We start from the raw sequence: 24063 nt of genomic DNA, 5'->3' as shown, positions 1-24063 counted from the left end.
TGCGCGGACTCACGCCCGGCGCGCTCGCGTCAGACTCCACTGTGTCCCTCCCGCAGGGTCGACGTTCGCCTCGGGCTCCCTCCGAAGCCTTCCCAGTGTTTCACCCCGGCCCTGGCAGGCCATAACAGTTCGGCGGCTAAGGCGCACTTTCCGAGTGTTAAGAGAAGGATCCGGCATCTGTCCGCAGGGTGAAGGTAAGTACCCTGGCATCCGCCGTCCATCCCTTCAGCCGGGAGAGTGGCACATCGAGAGGAGAGCTGGTGACCACCGCGCGGGCTGCGGCCACCTTCGAGCCGGTCGGGCGCTCCGTCGCCGCGGCCAGGACCTTCGTCCGCGACACCCTCCAGGGCTGGGGCTATCCCGAGGCTACAGACGACGCCGTCGTACTGACCAGTGAGCTTGTGACGAACGCCATAATTCATGCGGGTACGGCCGTAGACGTCCTTTGTGTCCGAATGGCAGACGCGGTACGGGTCGAGGTCGCCGACCGGCACGCCGAGCGCGAGTTGCCGCTGCACAGCCCGCAGCTCCAGCCCACGCCCCTCGACCGCGAAGGCGGCCGCGGCCTGATGCTCTGCGCCGCCCTCGCCAGCCGCTGGGGCGTCGACTACACCGCGGAGCACAAGCGCGTCTGGTTCCAGCTCTCCGTCGCGGAACCACCCGCGGGCACCCGGGCCGCCGGCCCGGAGCTGCCCGTCGACGAGCTGCCGCTGGCCGAGGAGCGCATCCGCGTCGCCGTCGTCCGCATCGACCGCGGCGGCCTCGTCAGCGAGTGGAACGACGACGCCCACGACCTCTTCGGCTACGAACCGGAGAAGGTCATCGGCAAGCCCCTCGGTGACCTCGCCGCCTGGCCGCACACCCCCGGCACCGGCACGGGACTGGTCGAGGCGCTCCAACTCTCCCGCTGGGAGGGCTCGTACGGCATCCGCTGCAACGACGGGCGCGTCACCCCCGTCTACGCCTCGCACATGCGCCTGCGCGACTCGGCCGGCGACCCGTCCACGATCTGCCTCATGGTCCGCGACCGCGAGCGCGCCATCCTGCAGACCCCGCTGCGCGTCCCCGCGGGCGACAGCGCCGGCAGCGAGGGCCACGCCGGGGGCTTCCCCGGCGGCAACTCCTTCGAGGCGTTCATCGGCACCCCCTCGCCCGACGACCTCGACGGCCTGCTCCAGCGCACCGTGGAGCGCGCCCGCGACATGCTGGCCGGCGACGCCGCGTACCTGCTGCTCGCCACCGACGACGAGACCGAGCTGGAGGTACGGGCCTCCACCGGGCTGCCCTCCGCCCGCCAGCGGTTCGCCCGCGTCCCCGTCGAGACCGGCACCGGACGCTACGGCTCCGCCCGCCTCCCGTCCGTCCACGAAGACCTCATGGCCGACCCCGACGCCGTACCGCTGCTGGCGACCACCGGCATGCGCTCCGTCGTCTCCGTACCCCTGAAAGTCGAAGGCCGCCTCACCGGCTCCCTCGGCGTCGCCGCCGAGATGCCCGGCCGCTACACCAACGAGGAGGCGCTACGCCTCCAGTTCGCCGCCGACCGCATCGCGCTCGCCGTCGAGTCCGCCCGCCTCGGCGAGCTGGAGCGGCTGCGGCGCGGCTCCCTGTCCTTCCTCGTCGAAGCCTCCGACCTGCTCGCCGGCACCCTGGACCGGGACCAGACTCTGGCCCTCATGGCCCAGATGATCGTCCCCACACTCGCCACCTGGTGCGCCGTCTACACCCTGCCGGAACAGGCCGAGCCCGAACTCAGCTACGTCCTGCACGAGGACGAGGACCGCATCGACGACCTGCGCGCCCTCCTCTCCCGCATCGACCCGCCCGACGCCGTCCTCGTCCCCGGCGCCCGCCAGTGGCGCGGCCCGGGCGACGCGGCGCACACGCTGGCGATGCGCAGCTCGTTCCTCAGTCTCAGCATCGCGGGCAACACGACCCTCGCCGAGGACGCGGAGACCTCTCTGGCCACGGCGGCGACCGTCGGTGGCGAAACCGTTGTGCTGCCGCTCGTCGCCCGCAACCGCGTCATCGGCATGCTCGTCCTCGGCAAGCCGACCGACGAGCACTTCCGCCAGGAGATCCTCGAACTCGCCGAGGACCTCTCCCGCCGGGCGGCCCTCGCCCTCGACAACGCGCGCCTCTATTCCGAGCGCACCACCATCAGCCAGTCCCTGCAGCGCAGCCTCCTGCCGCCGGGCCTGCCGGACATCCCCGGCGTCGAGGTCGAGGTCATCTACCGCCCCGCGGGTGAAGGCAACGAGGTCGGCGGCGACTTCTACGACCTCTTCGAGATCCGGGACGGCACCTACGGCTTCGCCATCGGAGACGTCTGCGGTACGGGCCCGGAGGCCGCCGCCGTCACGGGCCTGGCCCGTACGGCACTGCGCCTGCTGGCCCGCGAGGGCTTCGGCGGCCCGGCGGTACTGGAGCGCCTCAACGCCGCCATCCTCGACGAGGGCGCACGCGGCCGCTTCCTGACGCTCCTCTACGGCGAACTCTGGCCCCAGCCGGACGGCAGCGCCGTCCTCAAGACCGTCTGCGCCGGCCACCCGCCCCCGCTCCGGCTGCGCCCCGACGGCACGGTGGAACAGGCCACGGAATCCCAGCCGTTGCTGGGCGTCCTGGACGACCTGGAGCTCCACAGCGAAGAACTGGTCCTCGACCCGGGCGACGTCCTCCTGTGCGTCACGGACGGCGTGACGGAACGCCGCGAGGGCACCCGCATGCTCGGCGACGAGGGCCTGATCGACGTCCTCACGACATGCACGGGTCTCACCGCGGGCGCGGTGGCAGCACGGGTGCTGCGCACGGTGGAACGCTTCGCGGCGGAGCCGGCGTCGGACGACATGGCGATCCTGACGATGCGGGTGCCGGGCCAGATGAACGGGAACGGCGAGTAGGAGACAGGGCCCTGGGAAAGGGCCCTGAAATGACTCAACCCCCGGACGGTGTCCGGGGGTTGAGTACTAAAGATTGTTCGGCGGTGACCTACTCTCCCACACGGTCCCCCATGCAGTACCATCGGCGCGGTCGGGCTTAGCTTCCGGGTTCGGAATGAGACCGGGCGTTTCCCCAACGCTATGACCACCGAAACACTATGAAACTATCCCCCACACCCCGTACCAGACCGGTACAGGTTGTGTGGGCGGGTTGTTGTTTCAGAACCCGCACAGTGGACGCAAGCAGCTATGGACAAGCCCTCGGCCTATTAGTACCGGTCACCTCCACCCCTCACAGGGCTTCCAGATCCGGCCTATCAACCCCGTCGTCTACAGGGGGCCTTAACCCCTTCATGGGGGTGGGAGTCCTCATCTCGAAGCAGGCTTCCCGCTTAGATGCTTTCAGCGGTTATCCCTCCCGAACGTAGCCAACCAGCCATGCCCTTGGCAGAACAACTGGCACACCAGAGGTCCGTCCGTCCCGGTCCTCTCGTACTAGGGACAGCCCTTCTCAAGACTCCTACGCGCGCAGCGGATAGGGACCGAACTGTCTCACGACGTTCTAAACCCAGCTCGCGTGCCGCTTTAATGGGCGAACAGCCCAACCCTTGGGACCGACTCCAGCCCCAGGATGCGACGAGCCGACATCGAGGTGCCAAACCATCCCGTCGATATGGACTCTTGGGGAAGATCAGCCTGTTATCCCCGGGGTACCTTTTATCCGTTGAGCGACGGCGCTCCCACAAGCCACCGCCGGATCACTAGTCCCTGCTTTCGCACCTGCTCGACCCGTCAGTCTCGCAGTCAAGCTCCCTTGTGCACTTACACTCACCACCTGATGACCAACCAGGCTGAGGGAACCTTTGGGCGCCTCCGTTACCCTTTAGGAGGCAACCGCCCCAGTTAAACTACCCACCAGACACTGTCCCCGATCCGGATCACGGACCCAGGTTAGACATCCAACACGACCAGAGTGGTATTTCAACGACGACTCCACAACCACTGGCGTGGCCGCTTCACAGTCTCCCACCTATCCTACACAAGCCGAACCGAACACCAATATCAAGCTATAGTAAAGGTCCCGGGGTCTTTCCGTCCTGCTGCGCGAAACGAGCATCTTTACTCGTAATGCAATTTCACCGGGCCTATGGTTGAGACAGTCGAGAAGTCGTTACGCCATTCGTGCAGGTCGGAACTTACCCGACAAGGAATTTCGCTACCTTAGGATGGTTATAGTTACCACCGCCGTTTACTGGCGCTTAAGTTCTCAGCTTCGCCACCCCGAAGAGTGACTAACCGGTCCCCTTAACGTTCCAGCACCGGGCAGGCGTCAGTCCGTATACATCGCCTTACAGCTTCGCACGGACCTGTGTTTTTAGTAAACAGTCGCTTCTCGCTGGTCTCTGCGGCCACCCCCAGCTCCCCGTGTAAAACGGATCACCGGAAGCGGCCCCCCTTCTCCCGAAGTTACGGGGGCATTTTGCCGAGTTCCTTAACCATAGTTCACCCGAACGCCTCGGTATACTCTACCTGACCACCTGAGTCGGTTTAGGGTACGGGCCGCCATGAAACATCGCTAGAGGCTTTTCTCGACAGCATAGGATCATCCACTTCACCACAATCGGCTCGGCATCAGGTCTCACCCTCATGTTGCGCGGATTTACCTGCACAACGGGCCACACCCTTACCCCGGGACAACCACCGCCCGGGCTGGACTACCTTCCTGCGTCACCCCATCACTCACCTACTACAAGCTCGGATCACCGGCTCCACCACACCCATCCTCACCCGAAGGATCAGACAGGGGGCTTCACGGGCTTAGCATCACCTGATTCGATGTTTGGCGCTTCACAGCGGGTACCGGAATATCAACCGGTTATCCATCGACTACGCCTGTCGGCCTCGCCTTAGGCCCCGACTTACCCTGGGCAGATCAACTTGACCCAGGAACCCTTAGTCAATCGGCGCACACGTTTCCCACGTGTGTATCGCTACTCATGCCTGCATTCTCACTCGCGAACCGTCCACACCTCCCTTACAGGGATGCTTCACCCGGCACACGACGCTCCCCTACCCAACAACACACCCGTTAAGGCTATCTGTGCTGCTGACACGACTTCGGCGGTACGCTTGAGCCCCGCTACATTGTCGGCGCGGAATCACTTGACCAGTGAGCTATTACGCACTCTTTCAAGGATGGCTGCTTCTAAGCCAACCTCCTGGTTGTCTCTGCGACTCCACATCCTTTCCCACTTAGCATACGCTTAGGGGCCTTAGTCGATGCTCTGGGCTGTTTCCCTCTCGACCACGGAGCTTATCCCCCGCAGTCTCACTGCCGCGCTCAACTTACCGGCATTCGGAGTTTGGCTAAGGTCAGTAACCCGGTAAGGCCCATCGCCTATCCAGTAGCTCTACCTCCGGCAAGCAACACACGACGCTGCACCTAAATGCATTTCGGGGAGAACCAGCTATCACGGAGTTTGATTGGCCTTTCACCCCTAACCACAGGTCATCCCCCAGGTTTTCAACCCTGGTGGGTTCGGGCCTCCACGACCTCTTACAGCCGCTTCACCCTGCCCATGGCTAGATCACCCCGCTTCGGGTCTAGAGCGTGCAACTCACTCGCCCAGCTAGGACTCGCTTTCGCTACGGCTACCCCACACGGGTTAACCTCGCTACACACCGCTAACTCGCAGGCTCATTCTTCAAAAGGCACGCAGTCACGACCGAAGTCCCCGAAAGAACAACGGCGACGCTCCCACGGCTTGTAGGCACACGGTTTCAGGTACTCTTTCACTCCGCTCCCGCGGTACTTTTCACCATTCCCTCACGGTACTATCCGCTATCGGTCACCAGGGAATATTTAGGCTTAGCGGGTGGTCCCGCCAGATTCACACGGGATTTCTCGGGCCCCGTGCTACTTGGGTGGTTCACAACGAGCCGCACACATTTCGACTACGGGGGTCTTACCCTCTACGCCGGGCCTTTCGCATGCCCTTCGTCTACATGCACGGTTTCTCACTCGCCGACCAGCCGGCAGACCAGTCACGTAAACTCCCACAACCCCGCCTGCGCAACCCCTGCCGGGTATCACACACAAACGGTTTAGCCTCATCCAGTTTCGCTCGCCACTACTCCCGGAATCACAATTGTTTTCTCTTCCTGCGGGTACTGAGATGTTTCACTTCCCCGCGTTCCCTCCACACCGCCTATACATTCAGCAGCGGGTGACAGCCCATGACGACTGCCGGGTTTCCCCATTCGGACACCCCCGGATCACAGCTCGGTTGACAGCTCCCCGGGGCCTATCGCGGCCTCCCACGTCCTTCATCGGTTCCTGGTGCCAAGGCATCCACCATGCGCCCTTAAAAACTTGGCCACAGATGCTCGCGTCCACTGTGCAGTTCTCAAACAACAACCCATAAGAGAAACAGGTGCTTTACGCCCGTACTCTCAGACACCCAACAGTGCGCCAGGCAGAACCCAAAGCTCAGGCTCTGCCGTAATCGATGTTCCACCCATGAGCTGGCCGTGCAAGACACTTGCTTGCATGCGGCGCTGTGCTCCTTAGAAAGGAGGTGATCCAGCCGCACCTTCCGGTACGGCTACCTTGTTACGACTTCGTCCCAATCGCCAGTCCCACCTTCGACGGCTCCCTCCCACAAGGGGTTGGGCCACCGGCTTCGGGTGTTACCGACTTTCGTGACGTGACGGGCGGTGTGTACAAGGCCCGGGAACGTATTCACCGCAGCAATGCTGATCTGCGATTACTAGCGACTCCGACTTCATGGGGTCGAGTTGCAGACCCCAATCCGAACTGAGACCGGCTTTTTGAGATTCGCTCCACCTTGCGGTATCGCAGCTCATTGTACCGGCCATTGTAGCACGTGTGCAGCCCAAGACATAAGGGGCATGATGACTTGACGTCGTCCCCACCTTCCTCCGAGTTGACCCCGGCAGTCTCCCGTGAGTCCCCACCACCCCGAAGAGCGTGCTGGCAACACAGGACAAGGGTTGCGCTCGTTGCGGGACTTAACCCAACATCTCACGACACGAGCTGACGACAGCCATGCACCACCTGTACACCGACCACAAGGGGGACCGTGTCTCCACGGTTTTCCGGTGTATGTCAAGCCTTGGTAAGGTTCTTCGCGTTGCGTCGAATTAAGCCACATGCTCCGCCGCTTGTGCGGGCCCCCGTCAATTCCTTTGAGTTTTAGCCTTGCGGCCGTACTCCCCAGGCGGGGCACTTAATGCGTTAGCTACGGCACGGACGACGTGGAATGCCGCCCACACCTAGTGCCCACCGTTTACGGCGTGGACTACCAGGGTATCTAATCCTGTTTGCTCCCCACGCTTTCGCTCCTCAGCGTCAGTATCGGCCCAGAGATCCGCCTTCGCCACCGGTGTTCCTCCTGATATCTGCGCATTCCACCGCTACACCAGGAATTCCGATCTCCCCTACCGAACTCCAGCCTGCCCGTATCGAATGCAGACCCGGGGTTAAGCCCCGGGCTTTCACATCCGACGCGACAAGCCGCCTACGAGCTCTTTACGCCCAATAATTCCGGACAACGCTTGCGCCCTACGTATTACCGCGGCTGCTGGCACGTAGTTAGCCGGCGCTTCTTCTGCAGGTACCGTCACTCTCGCTTCTTCCCTGCTGAAAGAGGTTTACAACCCGAAGGCCGTCATCCCTCACGCGGCGTCGCTGCATCAGGCTTGCGCCCATTGTGCAATATTCCCCACTGCTGCCTCCCGTAGGAGTCTGGGCCGTGTCTCAGTCCCAGTGTGGCCGGTCGCCCTCTCAGGCCGGCTACCCGTCGTCGCCTTGGTAGGCCATCACCCCACCAACAAGCTGATAGGCCGCGGGCCCATCCTGCACCGCCGGAGCTTTCCACCAACAGGCATGCGCCCGAAGGTACTATCCGGTATTAGACCCCGTTTCCAGGGCTTGTCCCAGAGTGCAGGGCAGATTGCCCACGTGTTACTCACCCGTTCGCCACTAATCCCCGGCCGAAACCGGATCATCGTTCGACTTGCATGTGTTAAGCACGCCGCCAGCGTTCGTCCTGAGCCAGGATCAAACTCTCCGTAAATGCATACAAGACGCAATCACAGAAACGAGTCTGCCTCGCTATAACTGTGTCACTACATCAAACACTTGGCATCGATTACTTGGCACACTGTTGAGTTCTCAAAGAACGGACACTACCTTCAAAACCCTCTCGGGCCTCTCCGGGCGTTTCCCTTCGGTGTGTTCCAACCCTAACAGCTTCCTGTGGGTTGAAATGACCGCCCCTCGGCCCCAGTTGAGCGGGCACGACGGCCCTCGGGCTCATCGGGCGGTGTCGTCAACCTACTGGACGTTCGGTCCTCGTGCAAATCGGCTCCGGCCCCAACCCCCGCCTGGGGCAATGTCCGAGGCGGGGGTTGGGGCCGGGTCGGGGGCAACGGGGCGTCTCCCGTGGGGTGTCAGACCTCGACGACGACCGGGAGGATCATCGGGCGGCGGCGGAAGGTGTCGGAGACCCACTTGCCCACCGTGCGCCGGACCAACTGCTGGAGCTGGTGCGTCTCGGCGACGCCGTCCGAGGCGGACTTGGCGAGGGCTTCCTCCAGCTTCGGGATGACGGCCCGGAACGCCCCGTCCTCGATGCCGGATCCGCGGCTCTGGACGTGGGGGCCGCCCACGATCTTCCCCGTGGTGCTGTCGACCACGACGAAGACGCTGATGATGCCCTCCTCGCCGAGGATGCGGCGGTCCTTGAGCGAGGATTCCGTCACGTCGCCGACGGAGAGGCCGTCGACGTACACGTATCCCGCCTGGACCTTGCCGGAGATCTTGGCGACCCCGTCGACCAGGTCGACGGCCACGCCGTCCTCCGCGATGACGATGCGGTCCGCGCGGACGCCCGTCGCCGCCGCGAGTTCGGCGTTGGCGCGCAGGTGGCGCCATTCGCCGTGGACCGGCATGACGTTGCGGGGTTTGCAGATGTTGTAGAAGTACAGCAGTTCGCCGGCCGAGGCGTGGCCCGAGACGTGGACCTTGGCGTTGCCCTTGTGGACGACGTTGGCGCCCCAGCGGGTGAGGCCGTTGATCACGCGGTAGACCGCGTTCTCGTTCCCGGGGATGAGGGACGAGGCGAGGATGACGGTGTCGCCGGCGACGATGCGGATCTGGTGGTCGCGGTTGGCCATCCGGGACAGGGCGGCCATCGGCTCGCCCTGCGAGCCCGTACAGACCAGGACGACCTCGCGGTCCGGCAGGTCGTCGAGGGTCTTCACGTCGACGACGAGTCCCGCGGGCACGCGCAGGTAGCCGAGGTCGCGGGCGATGCCCATGTTGCGGACCATGGAACGGCCGACGAAGGCGACCTTCCTGCCGTACGCGTGCGCCGCGTCCAGGACCTGCTGGATGCGGTGCACGTGGCTCGCGAAGCTCGCGACGATGATCCTTCGCTGCGCCGCCGCGAACACCCCGCGCAGCACGCCTGAGATGTCCTTCTCCGGGGCCACGAACCCCGGGACCTCGGCGTTGGTGGAGTCCACCAGCAGCAGGTCGATGCCCTCCTCGCCGAGGCGCGCGAACGCGGGCAGGTCGGTGAGGCGGCCGTCGAGGGGCAGTTGGTCCATCTTGAAGTCGCCGGTGTGCACGACGACGCCCGCGGGGGTGCGGACGGCGACGGCCAGGCTGTCCGGGATGGAGTGGTTGACGGAGACGAACTCGCAGTCGAAGGGCCCGATGCGCTCCCTGCCGCCCTCGGCGACCTGGAGGGTGTACGGGCGGATGCGGTGCTCCTGGAGCTTGGCCTCGATGAGGGCGAGGGTCAGCTTGGAGCCGATCAGGGGGATGTCCGCCTTCTCGCGGAGCAGGTACGGCACGGCGCCGATGTGGTCCTCGTGGCCGTGCGTGAGGACGATGCCCTCGATGTCGTCGAGGCGGTCCCTGATGGTGGAGAAGTCGGGAAGGATCAGGTCGACCCCGGGCTGCTCCTCCTCGGGGAAGAGGACGCCGCAGTCGACGATCAGCAGGCGGCCGCCGTATTCGAAGACGGTCATGTTGCGGCCGATCTCGCCGAGTCCGCCGAGCGGCGTGACGCGCAGGGCGCCCTCCGCGAGTGCGGGGGGTGGGCCGAGTTCGGGATGGGGATGGCTCAAAGGTGTCTCCTCACCATGCGCACCGGCCGGGTCCCGGCGGCGGGCCCGGGCGGGGCGCACATGGATGCGTGCGACGGCGGCTTCCCTGAAGCCGCGCCGCGGATTTCTCGGTATGCGGTTGTGACGTCTCTACGGCGGTGAGGACGGCGGTGGTGCGACGCGTACGGCCGGGCGCGTACGGCTACACGTGCACGCCGCCGCCCTTGAGGTCCCGCTTGAGCTGCTCGGTCTCCTCCGGCGAGAGTCCGACGAGGGGCAGCCGCAGCGGGCCGCCGGGCATCTGCCGCAGGGTGAGCGCCGCCTTGACGGTGATGACGCCCTGGGTGCGGAACATGCCGGTGTAGACGGGGAGCAGTTGCTGGTGCAGTTCGGTGGCCTTGGCCACGTCCCCGCCGGTGTACGCCTCGATGAGGGCGACCAGTTCGGGGGTGACGAGGTGGCCGACGACGGAGACGAAGCCGACGCCGCCGACGGACAGCAGCGGCAGGTTCAGCATGTCGTCGCCGGAGTACCAGGCCAGGCCCGTCTGGGCGATGGCCCAGCTCGCGCGGCCGAGGTCGCCCTTGGCGTCCTTGTTGGCGACGATCCGGGGGTGCTCCGCCAGCCGGACCATGGTCTCGGTGTTGATCGGGACGCCGCTGCGGCCGGGGATGTCGTAGAGCATCACGGGCAGGTCGGTGGCGTCGGCGATGGCCGTGAAGTGGGCGTAGAGGCCCTGCTGCGGCGGCTTGCTGTAGTACGGCGTGACGGCCAGCAGGCCGTGGGCGCCGGCGTCCTGGGCGGCGCGGGCCAGCTCGACGCTGTGCCGGGTGTCGTTCGTCGAGGCTCCGGCGACGATGTGGGCGCGGTCGCCGACGGCGTCCACCACGGCCCGTACGAGCTGGGCTTTCTCCGCATCGCTCGTGGTGGGGGACTCACCGGTGGTGCCGTTGAGCACCAGCCCGTCGTTGCCTGCGTCGACGAGGTGGGCGGCGAGTCGCTGGGCGCCGTCGAGGTCGAGGGCGCCGTCGGGGGTGAACGGCGTGACCATGGCGGTCAGCATCCGTCCGAAGGGCGTCTGCGGGGTGGATGTCGGAGCCATGAGTGACACGCTACTCGTAAGAATGCCCGGAGTGCGCGCTTGGGTGGCGTGCGGTTGCGGCAGTCGCGGGAGAACCCGGCACTGCCTGCTCGGGGGTTCAAGCAGTACCGGGTTCGTATCCTCAGCCTAGGCGAACTTCGCGATAACCACCATTCCAGACAATTCGCAGCGCCTTTCGAGCGCCCCCGGCCCCGGCAGCCCGCCGGGTGCCCGCTACGGCCGGGTATCTTTGAGAGGTATTCGGCACATGGCCCTGGATCTGGGCACTTTACGGGACGTTCCGACGTTGCCCGGATGGCAGGAGTCAAGTCGACAAACCCACGAGCCCTGAGGTGGTGCCCCGCATGCTTCGCCGTCGGCGTGAGCCCGTTCCGTTCGCCTTCGTAGCGGAGGCCGACCGCTTCCGCAGCGACGTCCCCGTGCCGCCCCCCGTGAAACGCGCCGGGATCGGCGAGATCGCCGGCCGGGCGCTGGTGGGAGTGCTGATAGTGGCGGGGCTCGTCGGCGCGGTGGTGTTCGGCATCCCGGCCATGGAGCTCACCGACGACCCGGGGTCCGCGCAGCACACCCCCTGACGCCGCCCGCGGCACCCCTGTCACCGTCGTCACGGCCGCCCCGGTTGCCCCGTCCGCACCCCCGGGGTGGTGGGCCCGCCGGGGCCTCGCTAGCCTCGCAGGCGTGCCACTGCCCTTTCTCACCGCCGACCGCGACTTCGGAGACGTCGCCGGCGACGCGCCCCTCCCCTACGCCGACCGCGACCGCTGGCGCCGGCCGTACCGTCCGGGACCCTGGCGGGTGCTCATGGCGGCCATCGAGCTGCTGCTCGCCTCGTATCTCCTCTTCGCGACCGTCATCATGCTGCTCGCGGACTCGGTCACGGGCGCGCTGACCTGCGCGGGCGTGGCGGGGGGCATCATCCTGGCGGCGCTGCGGCTGCTGCGCGTCGGGGTGTGGGTGAGCGCGCACGGACTGCGGCAGGTGCATCTCCTCCGCACCGTCACCCTGGCGTGGGACGAGGTCGCCGCCGTACGGACCGTGCAGCAGCCGGTGAAGTGGCTCGGCCTGCCGCGTACGGTGCAGGGGCAGGCGCTCCTCGTGGTCCCGGGAGCGCGGCGGGGGCGGGGCGGGGACTCGGCGCCGCTGCGGCCGCTGCTGACGGACTCCAACGCCGACTTCCTGAGCCGCCCCGAGGCGTTCGACCGGGCGGCCGACACCGTCGAGGCGTGGGCGACGGAGCTGCGCTGACGCTCCCGTGGCGCCGCCGGCGGCGCCCGCCCGCGTACGGCCCCGCTACCCCGCCGCCCGGCGCAGCCTGATCGCCTGCTGCATCGCCTTGCGCGCCCGCGGGGTGTCGCGCGCGTCGTGGTACGCGACCGCCAGCCGGAACCAGCTCCGCCAGTCCTCGGGCGCCGCCTCCGTCTCGGCCTTGCGGCGGCGGAAGACGGCGTCGGCCGAGTCGCGGTCGATACGGCCGCTCGGGGTGCGCTTCAGCTCGTCGACCGGCAGCCCGCCCTCGGCGTCGAGCTCCCGCGCCAGCGCGCTCGCGGCGCGGGCGAAGGCGGTGGTGTGCCAGAGGAACCAGATGCCGATGGCGGGGAGCACGAGCACGGCGACGCCGAAGGCGACGGTCAGCGGCGTGCCCTCGCGCAGCAGGTACCAGCCGCGGGTGCCGGCGAGGAAGAAGTACACGACCAGCACGGCCGACAGCACGATGTACGTGATCTTCGAGCGCATGAGCGGATTCCCGGAGGCGGCGTCAGCCGAGGTCGAGGAAGTGTTCCAGGCCGACCGTCAGGCCCGGGGTCACGGGCACCCGGCGGGCGGCGAGCAGGATGCCCGGCATGAAGCTGCTGTGGTGCAGCGAGTCGTGCCGGATGGTGAGGGTCTCCCCCGTGTCGCCGAGCAGCACCTCCTGGTGGGCGAGGAGTCCGCGGAGGCGTACGGCGTGCACGGGCACCCCGTCGACGTCGGCGCCGCGGGCGCCGGGCAGGGCGGTGGCGGTGGCGTCGGGCTGCGGCGGCAGGCCGGCCTCGCGGCGGGCCTCGGCGATGAGGCGGGCGGTGCGGGTGGCGGTGCCGGACGGGGCGTCGGCCTTGTTCGGGTGGTGCAGCTCGACGACCTCGGCGGACTCGAAGAACCTCGCGGCCTGCCGGGCGAAGTGCATGGTGAGGACGGCGCCGAGGGAGAAGTTCGGGGCGATGAGCACGCCGGTGCCGGGGCTTTCCGCGAGCCGGGTGCGCAGCGCGGCGAGGCGGTCGTCGGTCCAGCCGGTGGTGCCGACGACGGCGTGGATTCCGTGGCGTACGCAGAAGTCGACGTTGGCGGGGGCGGAGTCCGGGTGGGTCAGCTCGACGGCGACCTGGGCGCCGGCCCGGGTCAGTTCCGCGAGGTCGTCGTCGCGGTCGACGGCGGCGACGAGGTCCATGTCCTCGGCGGCCTCGACCGCCCCGGCGGCCTCGGAGCCGATACGGCCGCGGGCGCCGATGACGCCGACCTTGAGCTGGGTGGTCATGCGCGTACTACCTCCGGTGTCGATGGGTTGCTCCGGGAGGGGGCGTCGCCGCGGCCGCGGGCACGCGCCCACGTTACGCCGTGTCCCCGCGGCACCCGCGCCCCGCTCCCTCAGGCCACCGCCGCCCGCAGCGCGGTGGCCTGGCGGTCCGTGACCGGGCCGATGACGGACAGGGACGGGCGGCGGCCCAGGACGGTCGCGGCCACCTCGCGGACGTCGTCGGGGGTGACGGCGCGGATACGGGCCAGGATGTCGTCGACCGACATCTGCTCGCCCCAGCACAGCTCGCTCTTGCCGAGCCGGTGCATCAGCGCGCCGGTGTCCTCCAGGCCCAGCACCAGGGAGCCGCACAACTGGCCGACGGCGCGCGCGACCTCGTCGTCGGGCAGGCCCTTCTTGGCGACGAGCGCCAGCTCCTCGCGGCAGAGCTTGAGCACGTCGGCGGCCTGCGCGGGGCGGCAGCCCGCGTAGACGCCGAAGAGGCCGCAGTCGGCGAATCCCGAGGTGTACGAGTACACCGAGTAGGCCAGGCCGCGCTTCTCCCGGATCTCCTGGAAGAGCCGGGAGCTCATGCCGCCGCCGAGCGCCGCGGACAGCACGCTGAGCGCCCAGCGGCGCTCGTCGTGCCGGCCGACGCCGGGGGCGCCGAGGACGAGGTGGGTCTGCTCGGTGCGGCGCTCCTGGAGTTCGAAGCGGCCCGCGGTGCGCAGCGCGCGGCTGCCGGCGCGGGGGCCGTGCGGGGCGGCGCCGGTGGCGTCGAGCGCGCCGGCGCGGTCGAAGGCGGCGGCCACCCGGCGTACGACGTCGTCGTGGTCGACGTTGCCCGCGGCGGCGACGACGAGCCGGGTGGGCACGTAGTGGCGCTGGTAGAAGCGGGCGACGCGGTCGCGGGTGAGGGCCGTGACGGTCTCGACGGTGCCGAGGACGGGGCGGCCGAGGGGGGTGTCGCCGAGCATCGTGCGGGCGAAGAGGTCGTGGACGCAGTCGCCGGGGTCGTCCTCGGTCATCGCGATCTCTTCGAGGACGACGCCGCGTTCGGCCTCGACGTCCTCGGCGCGGATGACGGAGCCGGTGAGCATGTCGCAGACGATGTCGATGGCCAGCGGCAGGTCCGTGTCGAGGACCCGCGCGTAGTAGCAGGTGTACTCCTTGGCCGTGAACGCGTTCATCTCCCCGCCGACCGCGTCGATGGGCGCGGAGATGTCGAGGGCCGAGCGCGTCCTCGTGCCCTTGAAGAGCAGGTGCTCCAGGTAGTGCGTGGCGCCGCCGAGCGCGGGGGTCTCGTCGCGGGAGCCGACGTGCGCCCAGATGCCGAAGGTCGCGGAGCGGACGGCGGGCAGCCTCTCGGTGAGCACGCGCAGCCCGCCGGGCAGCACCGTCTTGCGTACGGTGCCGGCACCGTCCGGGCCGGCGGAGCCGCCGGCGCCTGCGAGGAGCGTCGCGGTCGTGGAGCGCGGACGGGGGACGGCCCGCCCCCGGTACGGGGGGCGGGCCGCCTTCCGACTGCTGCGGGGGAGAGTCACTTCGCGGACTCGTCCTCGGACTTCCCGGCGTCGTCGCCGTCCTTCTCCTCGTCCTCCAGGACGGGGATGAGGGACAGCTTGCCGCGCTGGTCGATCTCGGCGATCTCGACCTGGACCTTCTGGCCGACGCCGAGGACGTCCTCGACGTTCTCCACGCGCTTGCCGCCGGCGAGCTTGCGGATCTGCGAGATGTGCAGCAGACCGTCCTTGCCGGGGAGCAGGGAGACGAAGGCGCCGAAGGAGGTGGTCTTCACGACCGTGCCCAGGTAGCGCTCGCCGACCTCGGGCATCGTCGGGTTGGCGATGCCGTTGATGGTCGTACGGGCGGCCTCGGCGGCCGGGCCGTCGGCGGCACCGATGTAGATCGTGCCGTCGTCCTCGATGGTGATCTCGGCGCCGGTGTCCTCCTGGATCTGGTTGATCATCTTGCCCTTGGGGCCGATGACCTCGCCGATCTTGTCCACCGGGATCTTGATGGTGATGATCCGCGGGGCGTGCGGGGACATCTCGTCCGGCCGGTCGATGGCCTCCATCATCACGTCGAGGATGTGCAGCCGGGCGTCGCGGGCCTGCTTCAGGGCCGCGGCCAGCACGGAGGCGGGGATGCCGTCGAGCTTGGTGTCGAGCTGCAGGGCGGTGACGAACTCCTTGGTGCCGGCGACCTTGAAGTCCATGTCGCCGAAGGCATCCTCGGCGCCGAGGATGTCGGTCAGCGTCACATAGCGCGTCTCGCCCTCGATCTCCTTGGAGATCAGGCCCATGGCGATGCCGGCGACCGGGGCCTTCAGCGGCACACCGGCGTTCAGCAGCGACATCGTCGAGGCGCAGACGGAGCCCATGGACGTCGAGCCGTTGGAGCCGAGGGCCTCGGAGACCTGGCGGATCGCGTACGGGAAGTCCTCGCGGCTGGGCAGCACCGGCACGATGGCGCGCTCGGCGAGCGCGCCGTGGCCGATCTCGCGGCGCTTCGGGGTGCCGACGCGGCCGGTCTCGCCGGTGGAGTACGGCGGGAAGATGTAGTTGTGCATGTAGCGCTTGCGCGTCACCGGGTTGAGGGTGTCGAGCTGCTGCTCCATGCGGAGCATGTTCAGCGTCGTCACGCCCATGATCTGGGTCTCGCCGCGCTCGAAGAGCGCCGAGCCGTGCACCCGCGGGATCGCCTCGACCTCGACGGCCAGCGGGCGGATGTCGGTCACGCCGCGGCCGTCGATACGGACCTTCTCGCGGATGACGCGCTCGCGCACCAGCTCCTTGGTGAGCGCGCGGTACGCCGCGGAGATCTCCTTCTCGCGGCCCTCGAACTGCGGCAGCAGCTTCTCGGCGGCGACGTCCTTGACGCGGTCCAGCTCGGCCTCGCGCTCCAGCTTGTTGCTGATGGTGAGGGCCTGGGCCAGCTCGTCGCGCACGGCCTGGGTGAGCGCCTGGAGCACGTCGTCCTGGTAGTCGAGGAAGACGGGGAACTCACCGGTCGGCTTGGCGGCCTTGGCGGCGAGGTCGGCCTGCGCCTTGCAGAGGGTCTTGATGAAGGGCTTGGCGGCGTCCAGGCCGGCGGCGACGACCTCCTCGGTCGGCGCGGTGGCGCCGCCCTTGACCAGCTCGACGGTCTGGTCGGTGGCCTCGGCCTCGACCATCATGATCGCGACGTCGCCGTCGTCGAGGACGCGGCCGGCGACGACCATGTCGAAGACGGCCTCCTCCAGCTCGGCGTGGGTGGGGAAGGCCACCCACTGGCCGCGGATGAGGGCGACGCGGGTGCCGCCGATGGGACCGGAGAACGGCAGGCCCGCCAGTTGGGTGGAGGCGGAGGCGGCGTTGATGGCGACCACGTCGTAGAGGTGGTCGGGGTTGAGCGCCTCGATCGTGGCGACGATCTGGATCTCGTTGCGCAGGCCCTTCTTGAAGGAGGGGCGCAGCGGCCGGTCGATGAGCCGGCAGGTGAGGATGGCGTCCTCGCTGGGGCGGCCCTCGCGGCGGAAGAAGGAGCCGGGGATCTTGCCGATGGCGTACATGCGCTCTTCGACGTCCACCGTCAGGGGGAAGAAGTCGAGCTGGTCCTTGGGCTGCTTGGAGGCGCTGGTCGCCGCGAGGACCATGGTCTCGTCGTCGAGGTAGGCGACGGCGGAGCCGGCGGCGAGCCTGGCGAGCCGGCCGGTCTCGAAGCGGATGGTGCGGGTGCCGAACGAGCCGTTGTCGATGACGGCCTCGCTGTAGTGGGTTTCGTTCTCCACCAGGAAATTCTCCTCGTCTGCGCCCACGCCCGTGTGGCGTGGGCGGTGAGCGGTGGAGCACCCGCGCGGCAGGCTCGGGCCCGGATGAGCGGCTGTAGGCCGGGCCGGTCTTCGATCGAAGCCACCGGGGTGCGCGCTCTCGCGTGCTCCGAAGGCCACTACCGAGGACCGGCGCCCGCTGTCGGCACTGTCCGGCGGCTGCGGGCGGTTGCTCCCCGTATTCACTCTGTGCTGATGTCCTGCCGACCAGAGTACAAGTCCCCCTGGCGGCGTCTCGACGGCTGGCTGGCAACCGTTCGGTAAGGGTCCGTACGGACGGACCGGCCCGGCGTCCGGGCGAAACCGGAGCGCTGCGGGCATACGCCGAGGGAGCGGCTCCCGGTGCGGGAACCGCTCCCTCGTACGGGGCTAGCGGGCGCCGGCGGCGCCGCGGCGGATGCCGAGGCGGTCGACCAGCGTACGGAAGCGGGCGATGTCCTTCTTCGCCAGGTACTGCAGCAGCCGGCGGCGGCGGCCGACGAGCAGGAGCAGACCGCGGCGCGAGTGGTGGTCGTGCTTGTGGGTCTTCAGGTGCTCGGTGAGGTCGCTGATGCGCTGGGTGAGCATCGCCACCTGGACCTCGGGCGAGCCGGTGTCGCCTTCCTTCGTGGCGTACTCGGCCATGATCTTCTTCTTCGTCGCGGTGTCGAGCGACATGCTTTCCCACTCCTCGGATCGGCGCCGCCGAGCGCCCCTGGTTTTGGTCACAGGGAATCTGCGGTGACTCGGCAGGCGGGGCGGTCGCGGCGCCTCACCCGTGGGATACGGGGGCGCTCACGCGAACCGTCCGTCAGCCTATCAGCCGCACGGCGGCCCGAGGACCGCCGTCCGGCGCCGCCCGGCGGGGCCGGGGGTGCGGGTCAGATCTTGACGCCGTGCTTGCCGAGGAACGCGACCGGGTCCACGGCGGAACCGTAGTCGGGGGTGGTGCGGACCTCGAAGTGCAGGTGCGGGCCGGTGGAGTTGCCGGTCGTGCCGATCTTGCCGATCAGCTCCTTGGCGTTGACCTTCTCGCCCACGTTCACGTCGATCTTGGACAGGTGGGCGTACTGGGTGTAGACGCCCTCGCCGTGCTTGATCACGATGTTGTTGCCGTAGGCGCCGCCCCAGCCGGCCGTGACGACGGTGCCGTCGCTGGCCGCCTTCACCTTCGTGCCCGTGGGGGCGGCGAAGTCCTGGCCGCTGTGCTTGGCGGCCCAGCGGGCACCGCCCTGGTTGTACTGGCCGGTGACGTCGTAGTCGGCCGTGACGGGCTTGACCCAGTCGGGCTTGCTGTCGGCCGTGGCCACCCCGGAGCCCAGGGCGAGAACCATGCCGCCGCCGGCGGCGAGCATCGCGGTGGTGGCTATGGGGGCGGTGAACTTGGCGTGCTTGAACATTCTCTGAATTCCCTCCAGAAAGGTTTCGACCCCGGCTGCGCTCCGAGGTCGCATCACCTTGGTAACGCGTCGGATCGGGACGGACAAGGACCCTTGGTACGAGCCGGGGTCGTAGCGGCGAGTCGGGTTTTTCTGCCCCTTGCGGACGTTCCGAGAAGGCCCGGGAGAACGCCCCCGGACGGCGCACGGGAGGGCTGCCGTAGGCCATATATGCAGGTCAGAGCGGTTCGCGTGGGCCGTGTCCACAAGTCCGGCGGACTCCCCTGCCAAAAGTCAGGTGACTACAGGGGCTAAAGTCCCGGACCCTCGTCAGATTCCGCTACTACCGCTTTTAGGATTCCTTCAGAGGCATGTGGTGCACGCCACTTCCCGATAAGAATCCGCGGCGCTCGCGCGGGACTTTCTCCCCTGCCGCGCGGGACCAATTACCCCCCGCCCGGCACGGAGCCCGGCCGTCCCCGGTAGGCTGCGTGCGGCCAGTTCCTAGGAGGGGGTATGGAACCGCTGCGACTCGACGACCCCGAGCAGTTCGGGGCGTACCGGCCGGTGGGGCGTCTGGACACGGACGCGGGCGAGATGCGCGCGCCGGCCGCGCGCTACATCGCGCAGGCACCGGGCGGCGAACGCACAGTATTGATCACCGCACCGCGCACCGAGGCGACGGCCGCCGACCACGGCCACGCCGGGCGCTTCCACGCCGCCGCCGCCGAGGCCCAGCGCCTCGGCGGTACGGGCGGCCCGTGGCTGGCGCCGGTGAGCGAGCTGTCGACCGCGGGACCGCCGTGGTGGGCGATGCCGTACCGGCCCGCGCTGCCGCTGCCCGCCGCGCTGGACGCCCAGCAGGGCCCGCTGCCCGAGCGCACCGTGTACGCCGTGGGCGCCGCGCTGGCCGAGACGCTGGCCGCGCTCCACGCCGCGGGCATGGCGCACGGCGGGCTCGACCCGACGGCCGTGCTGCTCACCGGTGACGGGCCGCTGCTCACCGGCTACGGCACGGTGAGCGCGGCGGGCGCCGACGGCAGCCCGCGCGAGAGCCTGGCCGGGCTGATACCGGAGTTCCTGCCGCCGGAGCAGGCGGCGGGCGGGCGGCCGCGGCCGCTGGGGGACGTGTACGCGCTGGCCGCGGTGCTCCTGTACGCCGCCACCGGGCTGCTTCCCGGCGACCAGGCGCAGGCCGCGGACCCGCAGGCGGGGGGCTTCGGCGACCCGCTGACGGACCCGCTCACCGGCGATCCCGGATACGGCCCGGACCCGTACGCCGCGGACCCGTACGCCACCGGCGCCTACGGCACCCCCGCGAACCCGCTGGACCTGCTCCAGCCCCCGCTCCGCGCCGTCCTGGAGCCCTGCCTCCACCCCGACCCGGCCCGCCGCCCCACCGCCGCCGCGCTGCTGCCCGAACTGCTGCACGCCGCGGCACCCGGCCACTCCGCGGCCCCCGGCATGGGCGCGGCCGCCCCCGGGACCGTGCTCGACGCGGCGACCACCCGCTCCGGTGCCGCGCTGGCCCCCGGCTGGCTGCCCCGCCGGGTCAGCGCCGCGCTCGCGCTCCAGGCCGCCGACGTGCTCGCCGCCGAGACCGAGCCGGACCCCGCCTTCCTCGCGGCGCCGGCCCCGGGCCCCGGCACGCCGGACCCGGTCGGCGGCACCACCGTCATCGGCCGTCCCGCCACCCGCCGCGCCCTGATCGCCGGCATCGCCGGCGGGGCGGTGGGCGTCGCGGCCGGCGGCGCCGCCGCCTGGGCCGCGACCACGGAGGACCCGCCTCCGCCGCCGACCACCGCGGAGCGGCTGGCCGCACGCACCACCGGCAGGAAGCGGCTGAACGGCGCCCCGCCCCCCGTGCTGTGGGGCAAGGGCCTCGGCAAGGTGGAGCCGGTGGGACCGCCGGCCGTCGCCGCGGGCACCACCGCGCTGGTCGTCGCGAAATCCGGCGTCTTCGCGCTGGACCTGCGCACCGGCGAGGAGCTGTGGGAGCAGTCGGACGTCCGCGCGTCGGCGCCCGCGGTGCCGCTCGCCGACGGCATGGTGCTGGTGCCCGGCAAGGACCTGACGGTGCTCGACGCCGCGAGCGGCTCGGTGGCGTGGACGTCGGAGAAGTTCCGCCGCGGCGGCAAGACGCCGTACGGCGCGCTGCTCGGCGTGGCCGGCGACACGGCCGCGTTCACCGTCGAGGAGGGCGGCGAGCTGACCGTCGTCGGCTTCGACCTCGCCGAGCGCCGCGAGCTGTGGCGCTCGCCCGGCTCGGCCGCCGCGACCGCCGCGCTCTTCCTCGGCGGCTCGGTCGTCCTGGTGCCCGAGGCCGACGAGGACGCCAGGCACCGCGACAAGCCGGCCGCGGTCTCCGCGCTCGACCTCGGCAGCGGCGAGGAGCGGTGGGCGCAGGAGTACGCCGGGATGGCGGGCGGCCACTGGGCCGCGGCGGGCAAGGACCTGCTGGTCGCCACCGCCGGCAAGACGATGCGCGGGTACGACGCGAGCGGCGGCGACGAGGTGTGGAGCGTGACCGCGGAGCCGTGGGACGAGGACATGGAGAGCACCAACCCGCAGAACTTCGGCCCGCCCGCCGTACAGGGCGAGATAGTCCACGCCCTCGACACCTTCCGCGCCGTGCACTCCGTGGCGCGGGACTCGGGCGAGGAGCAGTGGAAGCGCAACCCGCAGCTCGCCTACGTCGGGGTGCTCGTCCAGGCGCCGCCGCTGCACGTCACGCCCGACGAGAAGGTCCTCATCGCGGGCGACGACACGCAGGTGCTGGCGTACGACGCGGACGGCGGCGACCTGCTGTGGCGGTTCACCGACATGCGGCCGGGCAAGCCGAAGTACGCACACCGGCGCCGGGTGGCGGTCGGCAAGGACACGGCCGTGATCGCGAGCGGGAGCAGCGTGTACGCGCTGCCGCTGGACTGAGCGCGCGGCGGCAAGGGGGATTGTTCGTATGCAGACGTTGACCGGCTCAGGCGGTCACACCGGCGGCGCGACCGGCACCACCGTCGGCGGCCAGGAGAGAGTGGGCCCGCACCGGATCGTCGCGCCGCTGGGCACGTCCGGTCCCGAAGGGGGGTCCGCCGCCGACGGGCCGCGGTTCCATCTGGCGTACAGCGAGCCGCTCGGCCGGGTCGTGGTGCTGATGACGCCGCCCGAGGCGCTCGCCGCCGACCCGGGCTTCCGGGTCCGGTTCGCCTCCGAGGCCGGCACGTCCGCGCGGCTGGCCGGTCCTGCCGCCGCGCCGGTGGCCGGGGTGGCGCCGCAGGACGAGGAGCCGTGGGTGGCGTACGACTGCGCGCCCGCACTGCCGCTGCCCGCGGCGCTGGCGGCGCAGGGCGGTCCGCTGCCGGTGCCGTACGTCTGCCAGTTGGGCGTGTCGCTGGCCGCCGCGGTGCTCCAGGCGCACACGCAGGGCCTGGTGTACGCGGGGCTGACGCCCGCCGCCGTGCTGCTGACGGCGGCCGGGCCGCGGCTCGTGGCGTACGGCGCGGTACGGGCCGCGGCGCCGGGCGACGGGCCCCGTACGGCGGTGCCCGGGCTGCCGCCCGCGTGGCTGCCCCCGGAGCAGCACGCCGGCGGGGTGCCGCGACCGCTGGGCGACATCTACGCGCTGGGCGTGGTGCTGGCGTACGCCGCCACCGGCGCCCACTCCCCCGACCCGGCCGCGCTGCCCGAGCCGCTGGCCTCCGTCCTCGCCGGCTGTCTGGCCCAGGATCCGGCGCAGCGCCCGCGCGCGGACGCGCTGCTCCAGCAGCTCCAGCAGGCGCAGCAGGCCCTTCCCGCGGAGCCGGGGCAGGAGCAGGTGCCCGGCGCCGTCGCCGCGGCGCTGACCGCGCAACTGCCGTCGCTGCCCGCGCAGGGCCCGCTCACGCCGCCACCGGGCCCCGGCGAGCCCGGCGGCCCAGGCGGGCCGCCCGCCCCCGGGCAGACGCCGGAGACGTCGGCCGGGGCGGGCGCCGGGGAGACCTCCGTGCCCCCGCCGCGGCCGGGCCGCCGCGCCCTGCTGCGCGGCCTCGCCTTCGGCGCCGCGGGCCTCGCGGTCGGCGGGGGCGGCGTCTACGCGTACCGCCGGGCGACCGAGGAGGATCCGCCGGTCTACCGCACCACCCCCGCGAAGGGCGCCGCGCCCACGCCGCTGTGGCACTACTCGCTGCAGGGCCAGGAGGCCGACTCGGTCAGCCTCGTCGGCAAGATCGCCGTCGTGGAGACGATGGGCGCGCTCACCGCGGTGAACGTGCGCACCGGCAAGAAGGCGTGGGACTCCGACGTCTTCGCGGACGGGGGCCTGATCGATCTCGGCCGCGGCCAGGTGCTCCTGATTCCGACGTTCGGCGCCATGGAGGTCGTCGAGCTCGCCGGCGGCAAGTCGAAGGGCGCCGTCGAGGACTACTCGGCGAACAGCAAGCTGTCCTTCCAAGCAGCCGTCGGCGCGGTCGACGGGATCCTCTACTTCCTGGCCACGCGGGGCTCCGACATGGAGGAGTTCTCCATGGTCGCGTACGACACCCGCAAGCGCGCAGAGGTGTGGAACAAACCGCTGCCCAAGGGCTACGGCGCCTTGGGCGACCCGCTCAGCGACGGCGAGAAGATGAAGGTCCGCGGGCGCGAGCTGCTCATCCCCAGCGCCCCCACCTCCGGCTCCGCCTTCACCTACCTCGCACTCGACCGGCGCAGCGGAGAGAAGGCGTGGGAGCAGAAGTACGAGGGGATCGAGGACTACGACGGCCCCAGCACCTTCCTCACCGAGGCCGGGATACTCGTCAGCCCCAGTAACGACGCCGACATGCTGCGGGGCTTCGAGACGCGCGGCGCCAAGAAGGTGTGGGAGCAGCCGATGAAGGAGCATTTCTTCTCGGAGCTGACCGACACGCGCTCGCGCGTGCTGTACGGGACGCAGGGCGCCGAGGTGACGGCACTGTCGGTGAAGAACGGCAAGCCGGTGTGGCGCACACCGGTCTACTCCGGCGGCCGGTTCGACGTCACCAACGTCGTCCTCAGCGGCACCGGCGGCACCCTCTTCTACAGCAACGACGCCGAGGTACAGGCGTTCGACACCCGCGACGGCGCCCCGCTCTGGCGGTTCGCCACGGTCAGCGAGGGCGGCGGCTCCTCCGGCGACGGCACGGGCATCTCCGGCCGCGTGCTCGCCGCGGACGACGGCATCGCCCTCGTCCTGTCCAAGGACGCCCTCTACGCACTCCCGGTGGACTGAT

The 24063-nt window shown here is 69.7% G+C and carries 13 protein-coding genes and 3 rRNA genes; 5 read left to right on the top strand and 11 right to left on the bottom strand.

The genetic code is table 11. From position 1 onward, the window contains the following. The first annotated feature begins 260 nt into the window (after window positions 1-260). Window positions 261-2900 (top strand): SpoIIE family protein phosphatase, encoded by a 2640-nt coding sequence (locus tag DMB38_RS27915; protein WP_125937460.1) that lies wholly within the window; start codon window positions 261-263, stop codon window positions 2898-2900. A 75-nt stretch (window positions 2901-2975) separates the two neighbouring features. Here the strand turns inward: DMB38_RS27915 and rrf are convergent. The 5 genes from rrf to dapA form a co-directional block, all read right to left on the bottom strand. Next, window positions 2976-3092 (bottom strand): 5S ribosomal RNA (gene rrf / locus DMB38_RS27910). 96 nt (window positions 3093-3188) lie between these two features. Then, window positions 3189-6318, bottom strand: a 23S ribosomal RNA gene (locus DMB38_RS27905). Between the two features lie 192 nt (window positions 6319-6510). Further along, window positions 6511-8038: ribosomal RNA gene (locus DMB38_RS27900) — 16S ribosomal RNA — on the bottom strand. The 16S, 23S and 5S rRNA genes sit together here, the layout of an rRNA operon. A gap of 376 nt (window positions 8039-8414) precedes the next feature. Next, on the bottom strand, window positions 8415-10100 hold the full coding sequence (locus DMB38_RS27895; RefSeq protein ID WP_125937459.1) for a ribonuclease J: 1686 nt from the start codon (window positions 10098-10100) through the stop codon (window positions 8415-8417). Between the two features lie 181 nt (window positions 10101-10281). Then, entirely contained in the window at window positions 10282-11181 is a 900-nt protein-coding gene (gene dapA / locus DMB38_RS27890) for a 4-hydroxy-tetrahydrodipicolinate synthase (RefSeq protein ID WP_125937458.1), read from the bottom strand. Between the two features lie 344 nt (window positions 11182-11525). Here dapA and DMB38_RS27885 point away from each other — a divergent pair, with 344 nt between their 5' ends. Beyond that, window positions 11526-11756: a hypothetical protein gene (locus DMB38_RS27885; protein WP_125937457.1), complete on the top strand. Its 231-nt coding sequence runs from the start codon at window positions 11526-11528 to the stop codon at window positions 11754-11756. 103 nt (window positions 11757-11859) lie between these two features. Further along, window positions 11860-12426, top strand: coding sequence for a hypothetical protein (locus DMB38_RS27880; protein WP_125937456.1), 567 nt, complete (start codon window positions 11860-11862; stop codon window positions 12424-12426). 45 nt (window positions 12427-12471) lie between these two features. On the opposite strand, the gene DMB38_RS27875 is transcribed toward DMB38_RS27880, so the two are convergent. The 6 genes from DMB38_RS27875 to DMB38_RS27850 form a co-directional block, all read right to left on the bottom strand. Then, the gene (locus DMB38_RS27875; protein ID WP_047018417.1) at window positions 12472-12915 is read right to left on the bottom strand and encodes a membrane protein; all 444 of its coding nucleotides are present in this window, start codon (window positions 12913-12915) and stop codon (window positions 12472-12474) included. Between the two features lie 22 nt (window positions 12916-12937). After that, on the bottom strand, window positions 12938-13693 hold the full coding sequence (dapB, locus tag DMB38_RS27870) for a 4-hydroxy-tetrahydrodipicolinate reductase (RefSeq protein ID WP_125937455.1): 756 nt from the start codon (window positions 13691-13693) through the stop codon (window positions 12938-12940). Between the two features lie 110 nt (window positions 13694-13803). Continuing rightward, window positions 13804-15216: a pitrilysin family protein gene (locus DMB38_RS27865; RefSeq protein WP_125937454.1), complete on the bottom strand. Its 1413-nt coding sequence runs from the start codon at window positions 15214-15216 to the stop codon at window positions 13804-13806. After that, a complete protein-coding gene (locus tag DMB38_RS27860; RefSeq protein WP_125937453.1) occupies window positions 15213-17444 on the bottom strand; it encodes a polyribonucleotide nucleotidyltransferase in 2232 nt (743 codons plus the stop codon). The genes DMB38_RS27865 and DMB38_RS27860 overlap by 4 nt, the downstream gene beginning before the upstream one ends. 408 nt (window positions 17445-17852) lie before the next feature. Continuing rightward, window positions 17853-18140 carry a 30S ribosomal protein S15 gene (gene rpsO / locus DMB38_RS27855; RefSeq protein WP_027743620.1) on the bottom strand — a complete coding sequence of 96 codons (288 nt, stop codon included), beginning with the start codon at window positions 18138-18140 and terminating at the stop codon, window positions 17853-17855. 203 nt (window positions 18141-18343) lie between these two features. After that, window positions 18344-18862, bottom strand: coding sequence for a M23 family metallopeptidase (locus DMB38_RS27850; RefSeq protein WP_125937452.1), 519 nt, complete (start codon window positions 18860-18862; stop codon window positions 18344-18346). A gap of 495 nt (window positions 18863-19357) precedes the next feature. Between DMB38_RS27850 and DMB38_RS27845 the strand changes: the two genes are divergently transcribed. Then, window positions 19358-21772 (top strand): PQQ-binding-like beta-propeller repeat protein, encoded by a 2415-nt coding sequence (locus tag DMB38_RS27845; RefSeq protein ID WP_125937451.1) that lies wholly within the window; start codon window positions 19358-19360, stop codon window positions 21770-21772. Window positions 21773-21800: 28 nt separating this feature from the next. Then, window positions 21801-24062 carry a PQQ-binding-like beta-propeller repeat protein gene (locus DMB38_RS27840; RefSeq protein ID WP_125937450.1) on the top strand — a complete coding sequence of 754 codons (2262 nt, stop codon included), beginning with the start codon at window positions 21801-21803 and terminating at the stop codon, window positions 24060-24062. The last annotated feature ends 1 nt before the right edge of the window (window position 24063 follow it).

It is taken from the genome of Streptomyces sp. WAC 06738 (assembly GCF_003945505.1).
Lineage (GTDB): Bacteria > Actinomycetota > Actinomycetes > Streptomycetales > Streptomycetaceae > Streptomyces.
The sequence above is the reverse complement of the archived record's forward strand: the minus strand, read 5'-3'. Positions and strand labels throughout refer to the sequence as shown.